This window comes from Streptomyces bullii (assembly GCF_042657145.1).
In the GTDB taxonomy this organism is placed as follows: Bacteria; Actinomycetota; Actinomycetes; order Streptomycetales; family Streptomycetaceae; genus Streptomyces; species Streptomyces bullii.
The window spans coordinates 486,798-501,755 of the sequence record NZ_JBHSNY010000004.1; the positions used below are offsets into that span (position 1 = coordinate 486,798).

Consider the following 14,958-nt stretch of genomic DNA (forward strand, 5'->3'; position numbering starts at 1 on the left):
CCGTAGCCCCCGGGCGGTCACCCTCTCGGGGGTCCCGGTGGTGCCGTGGAGCCCCTCGGTGTCAGTTGCGGCGTCGGGACCGGATGTGAGCCCGGACCGTCCCCTGTGATCACGCCGAACAGCGTTCGCGCCACGTCCGCGCCGAAGCCGTGCACGTCATGGCTCATCGCGGACAGCGTCGGATGGGTCAGCCGGCACAGCTGGGAGTCGTCCCAGGCCAGCAGGGACACGTCGTCGGGGACGCGCAGGCCCATCTCGGCGGCCACCGACAGCCCGGCCACCGCCATGATGTCGTTGTCGTACACGAGGGCCGTCGGCCGGTCCGGCGGCGCCGCGGTCAGCAGTGAGCGCGTGGCCCGCGCGCCCGCGTCGCCGGAGAAGTCCGTGGCGACCTGCCACGCCCCGGCCAAGTCCAGCTCCCGCGCCGCCTCGTCGAACGCGGCCGTGCGGATCGCGGTGTGCCCGAGCGCCGCCGCCCCGCCGACCCGGGCGATCCGCCGGTGCCCCAGCGCGGCCAGATACCGCACCGCCTCGGTCACGGCGGTGGCGTCGTCCGTCCACACGGAGGTCAGTTCCCCGGTCAGTGAGGGGTGCCCGACGGCCACCGCCGGCATCCCGAGCCGCTCCACCGACGCAACCCGGGGATCGTCAGCCCGGAAGTCGACCAGGATGGACCCGCCGATCTGCCGCCCCCGCCACCACGACTGAAGCAGCCCGACCTCCTCGTCCACACTCCGTACGAGCCGCAGCAGCAGCGAGCAGGACCGCTCGGCCAGGACGCTTTCCACGCCCGAGACGAACTCCATGTAGAACGGCTCCAGGCCGAGCAGCCGGGCGGGCCGGCAGATCGCCAGCCCCACCACGTCCACGCGCGACCCGGCCAGCGACCGGGCGGTCAGGCTCGGTTCCCAGCCCAGCTCCCGCGCCGCCCGGAAGATCCGGTCCCGGGTCGCCTCCGACAGACCGGGCCGGTGGTTGAAGGCGAGCGACACGGCACCCTTGGACACGCCGGCGCGCGCGGCGACGTCCTTGATGGTGACGCGAGAGGTCGTCATCGGGTGGGCTCCAGGCAGTACAGGGCGGATCGGGCGAGGGCCGCGTCCGGAGTCTTCCAGCCGCGCACACCGATGGTCACCCGTTCGCCGGGCAGCAGCGTGACCAGCCCCCGGTCGGCCCGCGCGTCGGGGTCCAGCCGGTCGGCCTGGAGCAGCAGGTCCCGTACGAGGGTGTGGGCCGTCACCGTGATCCCGCCGGGTGCCAGGGCCACGTCGAACTCCGGCCGCGGGTACGGGATCTCGCGGTCCGGCGCCGGGAAGAACAGCGCACGCTGGTCTCCCGCACTCCCGGCCTCGCTCCGGCGGGGGGACCCCCACGCGTCGGCGACCAGGAACTCGTCCGGCCCGGTGGGGCACAGCCGGTGGGGCACGGGCACGACGGCGACCGCCCGCCGGTCCACCGTGAACTTCTCGCCCGACCCACTGATCACCCTGCCGTCCACCGACACGCGGCGCAGTTCCAGCTCGCCGGTCCAGGCCTGCCCGGACTGGTTGACGAGGGCCAGTTCCAGTTTGTCGCCCTGTCGGCGCAGGGCCGCCAGACGGTCGGCGTACAGCCGTTTCAGCTCGTGGTACAGCGGCTTCTCCCGCCCGTCCCCGTCGATCGCCGCCCATGAGGTCACCGGCCAGCAGTCGTTGAGCTGCCAGACCACCGTTCCGGCGCACACCGGCCAGTGCGACCGCCAGTGCTCGATCCCGGCGGCGATCGCCCGGGCCTGGTTGACCTGCGTCAGGTAGTGCCAGCGGTCGAAGTCCCGTTCCGGCACGGCGAAGTGCCGGGCGAGCCCGCGCTCCAGTTTGCCGTTGCCGTCGTCGGCCTTCTGGTGGTGCAGCATGCCAGGGGAGTCCGGCGCGAGCTCCTGCGCGGGCAGCGCGCGCCGCAGCGTGGCGTACGCGGGCGGCGCCTGCCAGCCGAACTCGGCCACGAACCGCGGCACGCTGCGCCGGTAGTCCGCGTAGTCCTCCCGGTTCCACACCTCCCACGAGTGGTGCGTGCCGTGCGCCGGGTCGTTCGGGTGGTGCCGCCAGGAACCGGACCAGGGACTGCCCGCCGTGTACGGCCGCGTCGGGTCCGACTCGGCCACCACCCGCGGCAGTACGCCGAGGTAGTAGCCCTCGCCCCAGGAGTCCCCGGCCAGCTGGGGCTCCCACCCCCAGTCCCGGAACCCCCACAGGTTCTCGTTGTTGCCGTTCCACAGCACCAGCGACGGGTGCGGCATCAGCCGGACGACGTTCTCCCGAGCCTCGGCCTCCACCTCGCCCCGCAGCGGCTGCTCCTCCGGGTAGGCCGCGCACGCGAACGGGAAGTCCTGCCAGACCAGCAGGCCCAGCTCGTCGCAGACGTCGTAGAAGTCCTCGCTCTCGTAGATCCCGCCGCCCCAGACCCGGACGAGGTCCACCCCGGCGTCGGCCGCCTGCGTGAGCCGCTCCCGGTAGCGCGCGCGGGTGATCCGGGACGGGAAGACGTCGTCCGGGATCCAGTTGACACCCCGCGCGAACAGGCGCTCGCCGTTGACGACGAGGGTGAACCCGGTGCCCCGGGAGTCGCGCGAGGTGTCCAGCTCGACGCTCCGGAATCCGGTGCGTCGCCGCCACACGTCCAGCACCTCGCCGTCCCCGCCCCGCAGCGCCAACTCGACGTCGTACAACGGCTGTTCACCGTAGCCCCGCGGCCACCACAGCCGCGCGTCCGGCACCTGGAGCCGTACGCGCCCCCGCGTCCCGTCGATCTCGGCGCGGGCCCGTACGCCGCCGACGGCCGCCTCGACGGTGAGCGGCGCCTCGACCCGGGTGCGCTCCACGTCGACGGCCAACTCCACGCGTCCGCCGCCCTCTTCCACCGTGACCAGCGGCCGCACCCGGGCGATCCGGGCCGTCGACCAGTGCTCCAGGCGCACCGGCCGCCAGATCCCGGCCGTCACCAGGGTCGGTCCCCAGTCCCACCCGAACGAGCAGGCCATCTTGCGCACGTACTGGTACGGCTCGGCGTAGGCGGCGGGCCGCTCGCCCAGCCGCCCCCGCACGGCCTCGGCCTCGGCGTAGGCGGAGAGGAACCGCACCGCGAGCCGCCCCGGCAGCCCCGTCACATCGAACCGGTAGGAGCGGTGCATGTTCCGCACCCGGCCCAGCAGCCGCCCGTCGAGCCGGATCTCGGCGACGGTGTCGAGCCCGTCGAAGACGAGGTCGGTCTGCTCGTGCGCGGACGCGGCGTCGAGGTCCCTCTCGTACGTCCAGTCCCTGCGCCCGACCCACGCCACCTCACTCTCGTTGCGGCCCAGGAACGGGTCCGGGATGACTCCCGCCGCCATCAGGTCCGTGTGCACACAGCCCGGCACCACGGCCGGGAGCGCCTCCCCCTCGTGCCGCAGGGTCCAGCCGTCGGTGAGCGGTGTGGCCTCCAGCATGCGCACTCCCTAAACCGGTCCAGCCCATAACTGGGCGCAGATTCAGCATCGTTGGCGGGTTTGGGACTTTACCGGTTGAGGAAAGCGCTGCCAGAGTGCCGAACCAGCCAACCCGCACGTGCTCGTCCGTCCCGAGAACGGAGCTGATGCACATGAACCGCCGTACATTCCTGGCACTCGCCGTGGGAGCGGCACTGCTGGCCGCCGGCTGCACCGGTACCGGCGCCGCGTCGAAGGGAGCGGACGCCGAGGCGCCCGACGACCCGTCGAAGGTGAGCGGCACCATCACGGTCCTCACCCAGCGCACCGACCTGGTGCAGAACGGCACGATGAAGAAGTACGCCGCCGAGTTCAACAAGACCTATCCCCGGGTGAAGGTCGAGTTCCAGGCCCTCACCAACTACGAGGCCGAAGTCAAGATCCGGATGAACACGGAGAACTACGGCGACGTCCTCCTCATCCCCGCGGTGATCGAGAAGAACGACTACCCGAAGTTCTTCGCCTCGCTGGGCACCCGGGCCGAACGCAGCGAGAAGTACCGCTTCACCGACTACGCCACGGTCGACGGCAAGGTCTACGGCCAGAGCCCGATCGGTGTGATGCCCGGCTTCCTCTACAACAAGAAGGTCTGGAGACAGGCCGGGATCACCGCATGGCCCGCCACCCCGGCCGAGTTCCTCGCCGGCCTGAAGGCCATCAAGGCGAAGACCGACGCCGTCCCCTACTACACCAACTTCGCCGCCGGCTGGCCGCTCACCCAGTGGACGGACGTCCGCGGCGCGGTGCACTGCGACACCCAGGCCACCACGAAGCTCGCCGAGGGCGACCCGTGGGGCGAGGACGGCGAACTGCGCGTCGGCGACACGCTGCTGTACGACATCGTCCGGCAGGGGCTCACCGAGAAGGACCCGACGACCACCAACTGGGAGGAGTCCAAGCCCCGGCTGGCCCGGGGTGAACTCGCCACCCAGTGGCTCGGCACCTGGGCGATCATCCAGTTCCAGGACGCCGCGAGGAAGGCCGGCGCCAGCCCGGACGACATCGGGTTCATGCCCTTCCCGTCCCGGACGAACGGGCAGTTCTGCGCGGTCGTCGTGCCGGACTACCTGCAGGCCGTCAACATCCACTCCGAGAACAAGCCGGCGGCCCGCGCCTGGATCGACTGGTTCACCGACAAGTCCGGCTACGCCGAGGACAACCTGGCGATCTCCCCGCTGAAGGACGCGCCCCTGCCGAAGGCCCTGAAGCCGTACGAGGACGCGGGCGTGAAGATCATCGAGCTCGACGACGCGGCGGGCGCGAGGCTCAAGCAGATCGACAACGAGTCCGAGGTCGGCATCTACAAGCCCGACTACCGCCAGGACCTGGTGGACCTCGCACGCGGCGCCAGGAAGGGCAGCCTGGAGGACTTCTTCAGCGACCTCGCCGAGAAGTGGGCCAAGACGCAGAAGACCGTGGGGTCCTGATGACGGACACCACCGACAGGGCGGCGCCCGCAGCGGCGGGAGCGGCGACGGCGGTCGCCGCTCCCGCCCCGCGCCGGGCGCGCGTATGGCGGACCGTGACGCCCTGGCTGTTCCTGCTCGCCCCGCTCGCCCTGCTGATCACCTTCACGTTCGCGCCGATCGTCAACATGGTCGCGTACAGCTTCACCGACTGGGACGGCGTGAGCCCCGAACTGCGCTACACCGGCACCGAGAACTACGCCGAGATCTTCACCCGCGACGACCTCTTCGAGGTGTTCTTCGTCAGCGGCTACTACCTCGCCGCGTCCGTCGTCCAGATCGCCGCCGCGCTCTACTTCGCGACGATCCTGAGCTTCAACGTCCGTTTCCGGAACTTCTTCAAGGGCGTGCTGTTCTTCCCGTACCTGATCAACGGGGTCGCGATCGGCCTGGTCTTCCTCTACTTCTTCCAGGACGGCGGCACCCTCGACTCGGTGCTGGGCCTGTTCGGCGTCCACACCGACCACGCCTGGCTCGGCACACCGTTCTCCGCGAACACCTCGCTCGCCGGGGTGTCGGTCTGGCGCTACCTCGGGCTGAACTTCGTCCTCTTCCTCGGCGCCATCCAGTCCATCCCCGGGGAGCTGTACGAGGCCGCGGAACTGGACGGCGCCAACCGCTGGCACCAGTTCCGCCACATCATCGCCCCGGGCATCAAACCGGTCCTGACGCTGACCGTGATCCTCTCCGTCTCCGGCTCGCTGTCGGTCTTCGAGATCCCGTACATCATGACCGGCGGGGCGACCGGCACCGAGACCTTCGTGATCCAGACCGTGAAGCTGGCCTTCCAGTTCAACAAGACGGGGCTCGCCTCGGCGGCGGCCGTCGTGCTGCTGCTGATCATCCTGGTGGTGACCTGGGTGCAGCGGCGTCTCGTCCCCGACGACAGGGTGGACCTCGTATGACCCGCCGAGCCGTTGCCCGCACCCTCGTGTACCTGTCGCTGGCCGCCGCGACGGTCGTGGTCCTGCTGCCGCTCGCCGCGGTGTTTCTGACCTCCCTCAAGACCGAGGAGGAGATGGCCACGGGCGGCGGAGCGCTCACGCTGCCCCGCGATCCGCTCCACTTCGGCAACTACGCCACGGCGTTCCAGGACGGCCGGATGCTCACGGCGTTCGGCAACACGGCGGTCATCCTGGTCGTCGCCATCGGCGGCACGGTCCTCATCGGCTCGATGACGGCGTACGCGATCGACCGCTTCGCCTTCCGCTTCCGGAAGCTGGTCGTCGCCCTCTTCCTGGTCGCCGCCCTCGTCCCCGGCGTGACGACCCAGGTGGCGACCTTCCAGATCGTCAACAGCCTCGGCATGTTCGACACCCTCTGGGCGCCGATCGCGCTCTACATGGGCACGGACATCGTCTCGATCTACATCTTCCTGCAGTTCGTGCGGTCGATCCCGACGTCCCTGGACGAGGCGGCCCGCCTGGACGGCGCCAACGCCTTGACGATCTACCGCAGGATCATCTTCCCCCTGCTGAAACCGGCGGTTGCCACCGTCGTCATCGTGAAGGGGATCACCGTCTACAACGACTTCTACATCCCCTTCCTCTACATGCCGTCCCAGGATCTTGGCGTGATCTCGACGTCCCTGTTCCGCTTCAAGGGCCCGTTCGGCGCGCACTGGGAAACGATCTCGGCCGGGGCGGTGCTGGTGATCCTCCCGACCCTGATCGTCTTCCTGTGCCTGCAGCGCTACATCTACAACGGCTTCATGAAGGGCGCCACGAGGTGACCCGGCTCCCTCGGGGGTGGGCCGCGCCGCGGGGGCTAGGCGCCCTTGGCGGCCAGGGCCTCCACCAGCACGGGCGTGACCAGCTCGACCTGCCACGGCCGGGCGCCATGACCGGCCAGCGCGGTGCTCACGGACTCGGCGTCGACAGACGTCGGCGGCTCCCAGCAGACCCGCCGCACGGTGTCCGGCGCGATCAGGTTCTCCTGCGGCATGTTCAGCTGTTCGGCCAGCGTCGAGACCCCGGCCCGCGCCGCTGAGAGGCGGGCCGCGGCGGCGGGATCCTTGTCCGCCCACGCCCGAGGCGGCGGAGGCCCGGTCACCGGCTGCCCGGGCTGCGGCAGCTGGGAGTCCGGCAGCGCCTTCGCCCGGTCCACCGCCGCCTGCCACTGCTCCAGCTGCCGCCGCCCCATCCGGTGCCCGAACCCGTTCAACGCGGCGAGGGCGTGCACATCGGCGGGCAGGGAGAGAGCGGCCTCCACGATGGCCGCGTCCGACAGCACCTTGCCCGGCGAGACGTCCCGCCGCTGCGCGATCCGGTCCCGTGTCTGCCACAGCTCCCGTACGACGGCCAGCTGGCGGCGACGGCGCACCTTGTGCATGCCGGACGTACGCCGCCACGGGTCCTTGCGGGGCTCCGGCGGCGGAGCCGAGGCGATCGCGTCGAACTCCTGGTGGGCCCATTCCAGCTTGCCCTGCCGGTCCAGCTCCTTCTCCAGCGCGTCACGCAGGTCGACGAGGAGCTCGACGTCGAGGGCCGCGTACCGCAGCCAGGGCTCGGGCAGCGGGCGGGTCGACCAGTCGACGGCCGAGTGGCCCTTCTCCAGCAGGAAGCCGAGGACGCCCTCGACCATCGCGCCGAGGCCGACCCGGGGGAACCCGGCGAGCCGCCCGGCCAGCTCCGTGTCGAACAGCCGCGCCGGCACCATGCCTATCTCGCGCAGACAGGGCAGGTCCTGCGTCGCCGCGTGCAGCACCCACTCGACGCCGGACAGGGCGTCGCCGAGGGCGGTCAGGTCGGGGCAGGCCACGGGGTCGATCAGCGCGGTCCCGGCGCCGTCACGGCGCAGCTGGACGAGGTAGGCGCGCTGGCCGTAGCGGTAGCCGGAGGCGCGTTCGGCGTCGACGGCGACGGGCCCCGAGCCCGCAGCGAAGGCGGCGATCACCTTGGCGAGGGCGGCCTCGTCGGCGATCACGGGCGGAATGCCGTCACGCGGCTCGAGCAAAGGGATCGGCGCCTCCGTAGCAGAAGATCCGTCGTCCGGAGGGGCGCCTCCGGTGGTTCGCAGTGAACTGTCTGCTGCGGTCTCGTGGGCGTCGGTCACCTGTCAAGGGTATCCGTGGATGGACAGCGCCCGTCGACGGAACGTTCCGTCGACGGGCGCCCAGGGGTCGTAAACCGGTCAGGCCGGTGTGGCGTGGAATTCACGAGCCGTACGGGGAGACGAGCCGCGACCGGCGGCCGGTCCCCTTCACGTCAGCGAAGAGGGGAACGGGAGGGAATCTGGGGATCGGGGAGAGCAGGCGATCAGCGGATCAGGGGAATCAGGGTTCAGGGGATCAGAAGGTTGAGGGGGCAGAGGGTTCAGGGGATCAGAGGGTTCAGGGCAGGGGCTCAGGGCGGAGTCAGTGGATGATGCCGGTCCGCAGGGCGACCGCGACCATCCCGGCACGGTCGCCCGTGCCGAGCTTGCGGGCGATGCGGGCGAGGTGGCTCTTGACGGTCAGTGCGGACAGGCCCATCGAGACGCCGATCGCCTTGTTCGACTGCCCCTCGGCGACCAGCCGCAGCACCTCCACCTCGCGGCCGGACAGCTCGCGGTAGCCGCCCGGGTGGCTCGGAGCACCCGGGGGGCGGCGGTGCAGGCGCGCGGCGGCGGCGCCGATGGGGGCGGCACCGGGCCGGGTGGGGAGCCCGACGTTGGTGCGGGTGCCGGTGACGACGTAGCCCTTCACACCGCCCGCGAGGGCGTTGCGCACGGCGCCGATGTCGTCGGCGGCGGAGAGGGCGAGCCCGTTGGGCCAGCCCGCGGCGCGGGTCTCGGACAGCAGGGTGAGGCCGGAGCCATCCGGCAGGTGGACGTCGGCGACGCAGATGTCGCGGGGGTTGCCGATGCGGGGACGAGCCTCCGCGATGGACGAGGCCTCGATGACATCGCGCACACCGAGCGCCCACAGGTGGCGGGTGACGGTGGAGCGGACGCGCGGGTCGGCCACGACCACCATGGCGGTCGGCTTGTTCGGGCGGTAGGCGACCAGGCTTGCGGGCTGCTCGAGGAGAACGGACACCAGGCCTCCTGGGGTGCGGGACGGGGCCGGCTCGTGGGGGGTGAAGCCGGGACGAACCGTGCTTTCAAGGTCACAGTCGTCTTCGGCACCGAACCCGGTGTCCTTTAGGGAATGATCACGATCTGGTGAGTAACAATCCGAGCAATTCGGACACACTGTCGATCATTCGAAGATCGAACGGTTTCGGTCCGTGTCGATACGCGGTCGAAAGTGGCCGTATCGACAAAGTGACGGTTTCGATCGCGGCCGTGAGGGACCCCAGGGGACCGCTCAACGCGACTGCGGTCCCCTGCGCTGCGGCAGCGTCACCACCGAGGCGTCCCCCGGCCCGGCCGGCGGCAGCCCCGCGACCTGGGCGAGCAGATCGCACCAGGACGCCAGGTGCGCGGCCGTGTCCGGGACCCCGCCTAGGCCCTCGCGGGGCGTCCAGGAGGCCCGGATCTCGATCTGCGAGGCGGCCGGACGCGCGGACAGCCCGCCGAAGTAGTGCGAGCTGGCGCGCGTGACGGTCCCGCTCGGCTCGCCGTAGGTCAGTCCGCGCGCCTGGAGCGCGCCCGTCAGCCAGGACCAGCACACCTCGGGCAGCAGCGGGTCCGCGGCCATCTCCGGCTCCAGCTCGGCACGCACCAGCGTCACCAGCCGGAACGTCCCCCGCCAGGCCTCGTGCCCGGCCGGGTCGTACAGCAGCACCAGCCGGCCGTCGGCCAGGTCCTGCTCGCCGTCGACGACCGCGGCCTCCAGCGCGTACGCGTGCGGGGCGAGCCGCTGCGGCGGGCGCGTCGGCTCCACCTCGATCTGGGGCCGCAGCCGCGCCGCCCTGAGCGCGTCGACGGCCGCCCGGAAGGGCAGCGGGGTGGTATCCCCCTGCCGGAGGTCGTCCTCGGTGTCCTTGGGTTCGTCCATTCCGCCAGCGCCGTCCGACAGTCGTCCCTGAGCCGCAGCCATGCGGGGAAGATTAAGGGGAACGGGGGTCTCGCGCAGGGCAAGACACCCGGTGCGACCCGGTGCGGCACCCCGTACCCGGGCCGAGCCGTCCGGTCCGCCGTGCGAGACTTGCCGTCGTGAGTGCCAACGGAAGCCCCACGGGCCAGCAGCCGACCGCGACGTACGACAGTGCCTTCCTGAAGGCGTGCAGGCGCGAGCCCGTGCCGCACACGCCGGTCTGGTTCATGCGGCAGGCCGGGCGCTCACTGCCGGAGTACCGCAAGGTACGCGAGGGCATTCCGATGCTGGAGTCCTGCATGCGGCCCGAGCTGGTCTGCGAGATCACGCTCCAGCCGGTGCGCCGCCACAACGTGGACGCGGCGATCTACTTCAGCGACATCGTCGTCCCGCTCAAGGCGATCGGCATCGACCTCGACATCAAGCCCGGCGTCGGCCCGGTCGTCGAGCGCCCCGTCCGTACCCGCGCCGACCTCGCGCGGCTGCGCGACCTGACCCCCGAGGACGTCTCGTACGTCACGGAGGCCATCGGCCTGCTCACCCGCGAACTCGGCCCCACCCCGCTCATCGGCTTCGCCGGCGCGCCGTTCACCCTCGCGAGCTACCTCGTCGAGGGCGGTCCGTCCCGCACGTACGAGAACGCCAAGGCGATGATGTACGGCGACCCGGAGCTGTGGGCCGACCTGCTGGACCGCCTCGCCGACATCACGGCCGCCTTCCTGAAGGTCCAGATCGAGGCGGGCGCCTCAGCGGTCCAGCTGTTCGACTCCTGGGTCGGCGCGCTCGCCCCGGCCGACTACCGCCGCTCGGTGATGCCCGCGTCGGCGAAGGTCTTCCAGGCGGTCGCCGGATACGGCGTGCCCCGCATCCACTTCGGCGTCGGCACCGGCGAGCTGCTCAAGCTCATGGGCGAGGCCGGGGCGGACGTCGTAGGCGTCGACTGGCGCGTCCCGCTGGACGAGGCCGCCCGCCGCGTCGGCCCCGGCAGGGCGCTTCAGGGCAACCTCGACCCGACCGTCCTGTTCTCCACCCGGGAGGCCGTCGAGGCGAGGACCCAGGAGGTGCTGGACGCGGCGGCGGGCCTGGAGGGCCACGTCTTCAACCTCGGCCACGGCGTCCTGCCGGCCACCGCCCCGGACGCGCTGACGCGGCTCGTGGACTACGTCCACACGCAAACCGCCCGCTAGGGCCTCGGGCCCCAGCGGCTCACCAGGTCTGGCGGGGCCGCGCCTGCCTGCCGAACAGCAGGCCGCGCGGCTCCGGCGGCGGCGGTGTGCCGGGCCGCAGCGGCCAGGCGATCAGCATCCCGGCGAGGAAACCGACGATGTGCGCCGCGTACGCCACGGTCCCGGCGTCGGAGACGCCCTCGCCGGAGGAGTACACCGCCTGGAGGCCGAACCAGAACCCCAGCACGATCCAGGCCGGCAGCCGCAGCGGCAGGAAGATCAGGAACGGTACGAGGACCCAGACCCGGGCCTTCGGATACAGCACCAGATAGGCGCCCAGCACACCGGCGATCGCCCCGGAGGCGCCGATCAGCGGGTCGCCCGAGGTGGCGTTCAGAAGAGCGAAGCCGTACGACGCCGCGTAGCCGCAGGCGGCGTAGAACAGGGCGAAGCGCAGGTGGCCCATGCGGTCCTCGATGTTGTTGCCGAAGATCCACAGGAAGAGCATGTTGCCCAGCAGGTGCAGCCAGCTGCCGTGCAGGAACATCGCCGTCAGGACGCTCAGCTCGGGGGACTTGTCGTAGCCCGGGGGGCCGACCACACAGCCCGGCCCCTGCGGGCCAACCGCTATGTCGCCCGTGGGGACCAGCCGCGGCATCTGATGGTGGATCAACTCGCGGGGCACCACCGCGTACTGGTCCAGGAACGCCTGCAGGTGGCACAACTGCGTCAGACTGCCCTCGCCCGCCACGGAACCGGCGATGCCGGGCGTGTACAGGAACACGACGACGTTCGCGGCGATCAGGGCGTACGTCACCCAGGGGGTGCTGCGCACCGGGTTCACGTCATGAACGGGGATGACCACATCAGACAGGTGCCCGGGATGCGATCGGCGAATCGGTGAACGCGGCCGTCCGGGCGTCCGTATGTCTCGGCAACCGTCCGCGGCACGGGGAAGGCGGGTCGCGGGGACGACGTGAGGAACCAGGCGATGAACGACCGAATCACCCCTCCCATGCACGCCACGCCCGACGGGGAGGCCGAACTCACCCTGGTGGTGCGTCTGCCCTGGGAGGACGTCGCCCGGCTCGGCCAGGAGGCCGGGCGGCTGGCCGCCCAGATGCAGCGGCCGGTGACGCTGGACGAGGCGGTGAGCCATCGGCTGCGGTCCCCCAGGGCCACCGCCGCGCACGCGAAACCGGCGGGGGAGCAGCCGGCCGCGATGCCCGCCAGCGCCTCCGTGTCGTCCCTGCCGTCGCGGCCTCCGGCCGAGCAGGCGCGGCAGGCGATCGAGCGGATCAACGGGACGGCGTAGTCGGCCGTACCCTCACCGGGCGCCCTCGCGGACCTTGGCGACCGCCTTGCGGGCCGCCACCAGCACCGGGTCCCACACCGGCGAGAACGGCGGGGCGTAGCCCAGGTCCAGGGCCGTCATCTGCTCCACCGTCATGCCGGCCGTGAGGGCGACCGCCGCGATGTCGACGCGCTTGCCCGCGCCCTCCCTGCCGACGATCTGCACGCCGAGCAGCCGGCCCGTGCGGTGCTCGGCGAGCATCTTCACCGTCATGGGGGAGGCGTCCGGGTAGTAGCCCGCACGGCTGGTCGACTCGACGGTGGCCGTCACGAAGCGCAGGCCGACGCGCCGCGCGTCCTTCTCGCGCAGGCCGGTACGGGCGATCTCCAGGTCGCAGACCTTGCTGACCGCCGTGCCCACCACGCCCGGGAAGGTGGCGTAGCCGCCGCCGACGTTGGTGCCGATGACCTGGCCGTGCTTGTTGGCGTGCGTGCCGAGCGCGATGTGCCGCTCCTGGCCGGAGACCAGGTCGAGGACCTCGACGCAGTCGCCGCCGGCCCAGATGTCCTCGTGCCCGCGCACCCGCATCGACCGGTCCGTCAGCAGCCCGCCGTGGACGCCCAGGGGCAGGCCCGCCGCCCTGGCGAGGGCCGTCTCGGGGCGGACGCCGATGCCGAGCACGACGACGTCCGCCGGGAACTCGGCGTCCTCGGTGGCCACCGCCCGCACCCGGCCGTCGTCACCGGTCGGCAGCTTGGTCACCTCGGCGTCGTTGACCATGGTGATGCCCAGGCCCTCCATGGCCTCGTGCACCAGGCGGCCCATGTCCGGATCCAGGGTCGCCATGGGCTCCTTGCCGCGGTTGACGACCGTCACCTCGTAGCCGCGGTTGATGAGCGCCTCGGCCATCTCCACGCCGATGTAACCGGCCCCGACGACCACCGCCCGGCGGCCACGCGTGCGTGCCAGCGTGTCGAGCAGCGCCTGGCCGTCGTCGAGCGTCTGCACGCCGTGCACGCCGGGCGCGTCGACACCCGGCAGGTCGGGCCGGACCGGCCGCGCACCCGTCGCGATCACGAGCTTGTCGTACGACGTCCAGGACTGCGCGCCGGAATCGACGTCACGCGCGCGTACCCGCTGCCCGGCCGGGTCGATCTCCGTGACCTCGGTGCGCAGCCGCACGTCGATGTCGCGCGCCCGGTGCTCCTCGGGCGTACGGGCGATCAGCAGGTCCCGGTCGGGCACGTCGCCGCCCACCCAGTACGGGATGCCGCACGCCGAGTAGGAGGTGAAGTGGCCGCGTTCGAACGCCACGATCTCCAGCTCGTCGGGCCCCTTCAGACGGCGGGCCTGCGACGCCGCGGACATCCCCGCGGCGTCGCCGCCGATCACGACCAGTCGTTCTCTCGCACCCCGCGTACGGCTCATGTCCATGCGAACACGCTACGGGCGCCGGGCATTTCAGTCCCGCTCGCCGGGCTGCCGGGCGCCCGGCGACTGCGGTGCGGGGCGGGCCGTCGGCAGCGGGCCGACCGTGGCCGTCGCGGGCGCCGGCTCGGCGCGGCGGGGCAGCCGGGGGCGTACGACCCGCAGCCACAGCAACACCAGCAGCGCGGCCACCGCGGCGAACGGCAGGACCGCGCCGAACGCCACCGCGAGCCAGCGCAGCATCGTCACGAAGGCGTCCCAGCCACCCGCCAGCGCGTCCACGAACCCCGGCTCGTCGTCCTGGGCGGCCTTCTCCACCGGTGTCTCGGACAGCGAGAGGGTGATCGTGGCGAGGTTCGTGCGGTCCTTCAGAGTCGCCTGCTGGGCCAGCAGCGCCTCCAGGTCCGCCTGACGGGAGCTGAGTTCGCCCTCCAGCGTCACCACGTCGCTGAGCTTGGTCGCCTCGTCCATCAGCGCGCGGATCCGGGCCACGCTGGCGCGCTGGGACTTGATGCGGCTCTCCACGTCGACGACCTGGTCGGTGACGTCCTGCGCCTTCGCGGTGCGCTCCAGGAGTTGGCCGGAGCCCTGGAGGTCCGTGAGGACGTCGGCGTACTTCTCGACGGGTACGCGCAGCACGACCCGGGTGCGTTCGTGGCCCTCCTCGTCCCGGGTGGTGGTCTCGTCGCCGACGAAGCCTCCCGCGTTCTCGGCGGTCGTGCGGGCGTCGTCCAGGGCCTTGGGGACGTCCCCGACCTGGACGGTGAGCGAGGCGGTGCGGATGATGTGGCTCGCGGCGACCTTGGGTGACCCGGTCGCCTTCGCGCCCCTGCCCTCGTCGCCGTAGGCGCCCTCCTGGGCGTCGGCCCGCGAGGCGGCCTTGGCGTTGGATCCGGCGGCGGAGTCGGCGCTTCCGGCGCTGCAGCCGGTGAGCGCGAGAGCGGCGGCCAGCAGGATGCCGGCCACCGCCCGGGCGGGGCGTACGGATCGTCGTGTGCGCATGCGGGCTTCTCCCCCGGGGTGGTGACGACTGACGCTTCTTCGACGCCCCAGGGGCGCCGGACGTTGGCGCGGAACGGTCCCGAAGAGGTCACGGTCGGGACTCGGTGGCGCCACCCGGCCCTCACGTGACTGTCGGTGGCGTC

At 71.8% G+C, this 14,958-nt stretch carries 13 protein-coding genes; 5 read left to right on the top strand and 8 right to left on the bottom strand.

The features are described 5' to 3' along the window. Window positions 1–17: 17 nt before the first annotated feature. Together ACFPZJ_RS13705 and ACFPZJ_RS13710 are read right to left on the bottom strand one after the other, a co-directional pair. Complete coding sequence (locus ACFPZJ_RS13705; RefSeq protein WP_381020987.1) at window positions 18–1,055, bottom strand: LacI family DNA-binding transcriptional regulator; 1,038 nt, start codon at window positions 1,053–1,055, stop codon at window positions 18–20. Next, window positions 1,052–3,460 (bottom strand): glycoside hydrolase family 2 protein, encoded by a 2,409-nt coding sequence (locus tag ACFPZJ_RS13710; RefSeq protein ID WP_381020988.1) that lies wholly within the window; start codon window positions 3,458–3,460, stop codon window positions 1,052–1,054. Before ACFPZJ_RS13710 ends, ACFPZJ_RS13705 begins: the two co-directional genes overlap by 4 nt. A gap of 152 nt (window positions 3,461–3,612) precedes the next feature. Between ACFPZJ_RS13710 and ACFPZJ_RS13715 the strand changes: the two genes are divergently transcribed. The 3 genes from ACFPZJ_RS13715 to ACFPZJ_RS13725 are packed head-to-tail and all read left to right on the top strand — an operon-like array spanning window position 3,613 to window position 6,697. Then, window positions 3,613–4,926, top strand: a complete 1,314-nt coding sequence (locus ACFPZJ_RS13715; RefSeq protein WP_381020990.1) for an extracellular solute-binding protein — start codon at window positions 3,613–3,615, stop codon at window positions 4,924–4,926. Further along, window positions 4,926–5,870 (top strand): carbohydrate ABC transporter permease, encoded by a 945-nt coding sequence (locus ACFPZJ_RS13720; protein ID WP_381020992.1) that lies wholly within the window; start codon window positions 4,926–4,928, stop codon window positions 5,868–5,870. The genes ACFPZJ_RS13715 and ACFPZJ_RS13720 overlap by 1 nt, the downstream gene beginning before the upstream one ends. Beyond that, the gene (locus ACFPZJ_RS13725; RefSeq protein ID WP_381020994.1) at window positions 5,867–6,697 is read left to right on the top strand and encodes a carbohydrate ABC transporter permease; all 831 of its coding nucleotides are present in this window, start codon (window positions 5,867–5,869) and stop codon (window positions 6,695–6,697) included. The genes ACFPZJ_RS13720 and ACFPZJ_RS13725 overlap by 4 nt, the downstream gene beginning before the upstream one ends. 35 nt (window positions 6,698–6,732) lie before the next feature. Here the strand turns inward: ACFPZJ_RS13725 and ACFPZJ_RS13730 are convergent, their stop codons facing one another. From ACFPZJ_RS13730 to ACFPZJ_RS13740, 3 genes are all read right to left on the bottom strand, one after another. Beyond that, entirely contained in the window at window positions 6,733–8,019 is a 1,287-nt protein-coding gene (locus ACFPZJ_RS13730) for a ribonuclease D (RefSeq protein ID WP_381020996.1), read from the bottom strand. Between the two features lie 301 nt (window positions 8,020–8,320). Continuing rightward, on the bottom strand, window positions 8,321–8,983 hold the full coding sequence (locus ACFPZJ_RS13735) for a response regulator transcription factor (RefSeq protein WP_003993737.1): 663 nt from the start codon (window positions 8,981–8,983) through the stop codon (window positions 8,321–8,323). 270 nt (window positions 8,984–9,253) lie between these two features. After that, a complete protein-coding gene (locus ACFPZJ_RS13740) occupies window positions 9,254–9,928 on the bottom strand; it encodes a DUF3000 domain-containing protein (protein WP_381020997.1) in 675 nt (224 codons plus the stop codon). 116 nt (window positions 9,929–10,044) lie between these two features. Here ACFPZJ_RS13740 and hemE point away from each other — a divergent pair, with 116 nt between their 5' ends. Beyond that, a complete protein-coding gene (hemE, locus tag ACFPZJ_RS13745; protein WP_381020999.1) occupies window positions 10,045–11,112 on the top strand; it encodes a uroporphyrinogen decarboxylase in 1,068 nt (355 codons plus the stop codon). Between the two features lie 19 nt (window positions 11,113–11,131). On the opposite strand, the gene ACFPZJ_RS13750 is transcribed toward hemE, so the two are convergent. Continuing rightward, on the bottom strand, window positions 11,132–11,956 hold the full coding sequence (locus tag ACFPZJ_RS13750; RefSeq protein WP_381021000.1) for a rhomboid family intramembrane serine protease: 825 nt from the start codon (window positions 11,954–11,956) through the stop codon (window positions 11,132–11,134). 126 nt (window positions 11,957–12,082) lie between these two features. Between ACFPZJ_RS13750 and ACFPZJ_RS13755 the strand changes: the two genes are divergently transcribed. Beyond that, a complete protein-coding gene (locus ACFPZJ_RS13755; protein WP_381021002.1) occupies window positions 12,083–12,406 on the top strand; it encodes a hypothetical protein in 324 nt (107 codons plus the stop codon). A gap of 12 nt (window positions 12,407–12,418) precedes the next feature. Here ACFPZJ_RS13755 and ACFPZJ_RS13760 read toward each other — a convergent pair whose 3' ends face one another. Continuing rightward, window positions 12,419–13,819, bottom strand: coding sequence for an FAD-dependent oxidoreductase (locus ACFPZJ_RS13760; protein ID WP_381021003.1), 1,401 nt, complete (start codon window positions 13,817–13,819; stop codon window positions 12,419–12,421). Window positions 13,820–13,846: 27 nt separating this feature from the next. Then, entirely contained in the window at window positions 13,847–14,815 is a 969-nt protein-coding gene (locus tag ACFPZJ_RS13765) for a DUF4349 domain-containing protein (RefSeq protein ID WP_381021005.1), read from the bottom strand. Between the last annotated feature and the right edge of the window lie 143 nt (window positions 14,816–14,958).

Bases quoted from the DNA above. Each gene is read 5' to 3' on its own strand.
- ACFPZJ_RS13710 (WP_381020988.1), bottom strand. From the start codon at position 3,460: ATGCTGGAGGCCACACCGCTCACCGACGGCTGGACCCTGCGGCACGAG.
- ACFPZJ_RS13760 (WP_381021003.1), bottom strand. From the start codon at position 13,819: ATGGACATGAGCCGTACGCGGGGTGCGAGAGAACGACTGGTCGTGATC.
- ACFPZJ_RS13715 (WP_381020990.1), top strand. From the start codon at position 3,613: ATGAACCGCCGTACATTCCTGGCACTCGCCGTGGGAGCGGCACTGCTG.
- ACFPZJ_RS13765 (WP_381021005.1), bottom strand. From the start codon at position 14,815: ATGCGCACACGACGATCCGTACGCCCCGCCCGGGCGGTGGCCGGCATC.
- ACFPZJ_RS13705 (WP_381020987.1), bottom strand. From the start codon at position 1,055: ATGACGACCTCTCGCGTCACCATCAAGGACGTCGCCGCGCGCGCCGGC.
- ACFPZJ_RS13720 (WP_381020992.1), top strand. From the start codon at position 4,926: ATGACGGACACCACCGACAGGGCGGCGCCCGCAGCGGCGGGAGCGGCG.
- ACFPZJ_RS13740 (WP_381020997.1), bottom strand. From the start codon at position 9,928: ATGGCTGCGGCTCAGGGACGACTGTCGGACGGCGCTGGCGGAATGGAC.
- ACFPZJ_RS13725 (WP_381020994.1), top strand. From the start codon at position 5,867: ATGACCCGCCGAGCCGTTGCCCGCACCCTCGTGTACCTGTCGCTGGCC.
- ACFPZJ_RS13755 (WP_381021002.1), top strand. From the start codon at position 12,083: ATGAACGACCGAATCACCCCTCCCATGCACGCCACGCCCGACGGGGAG.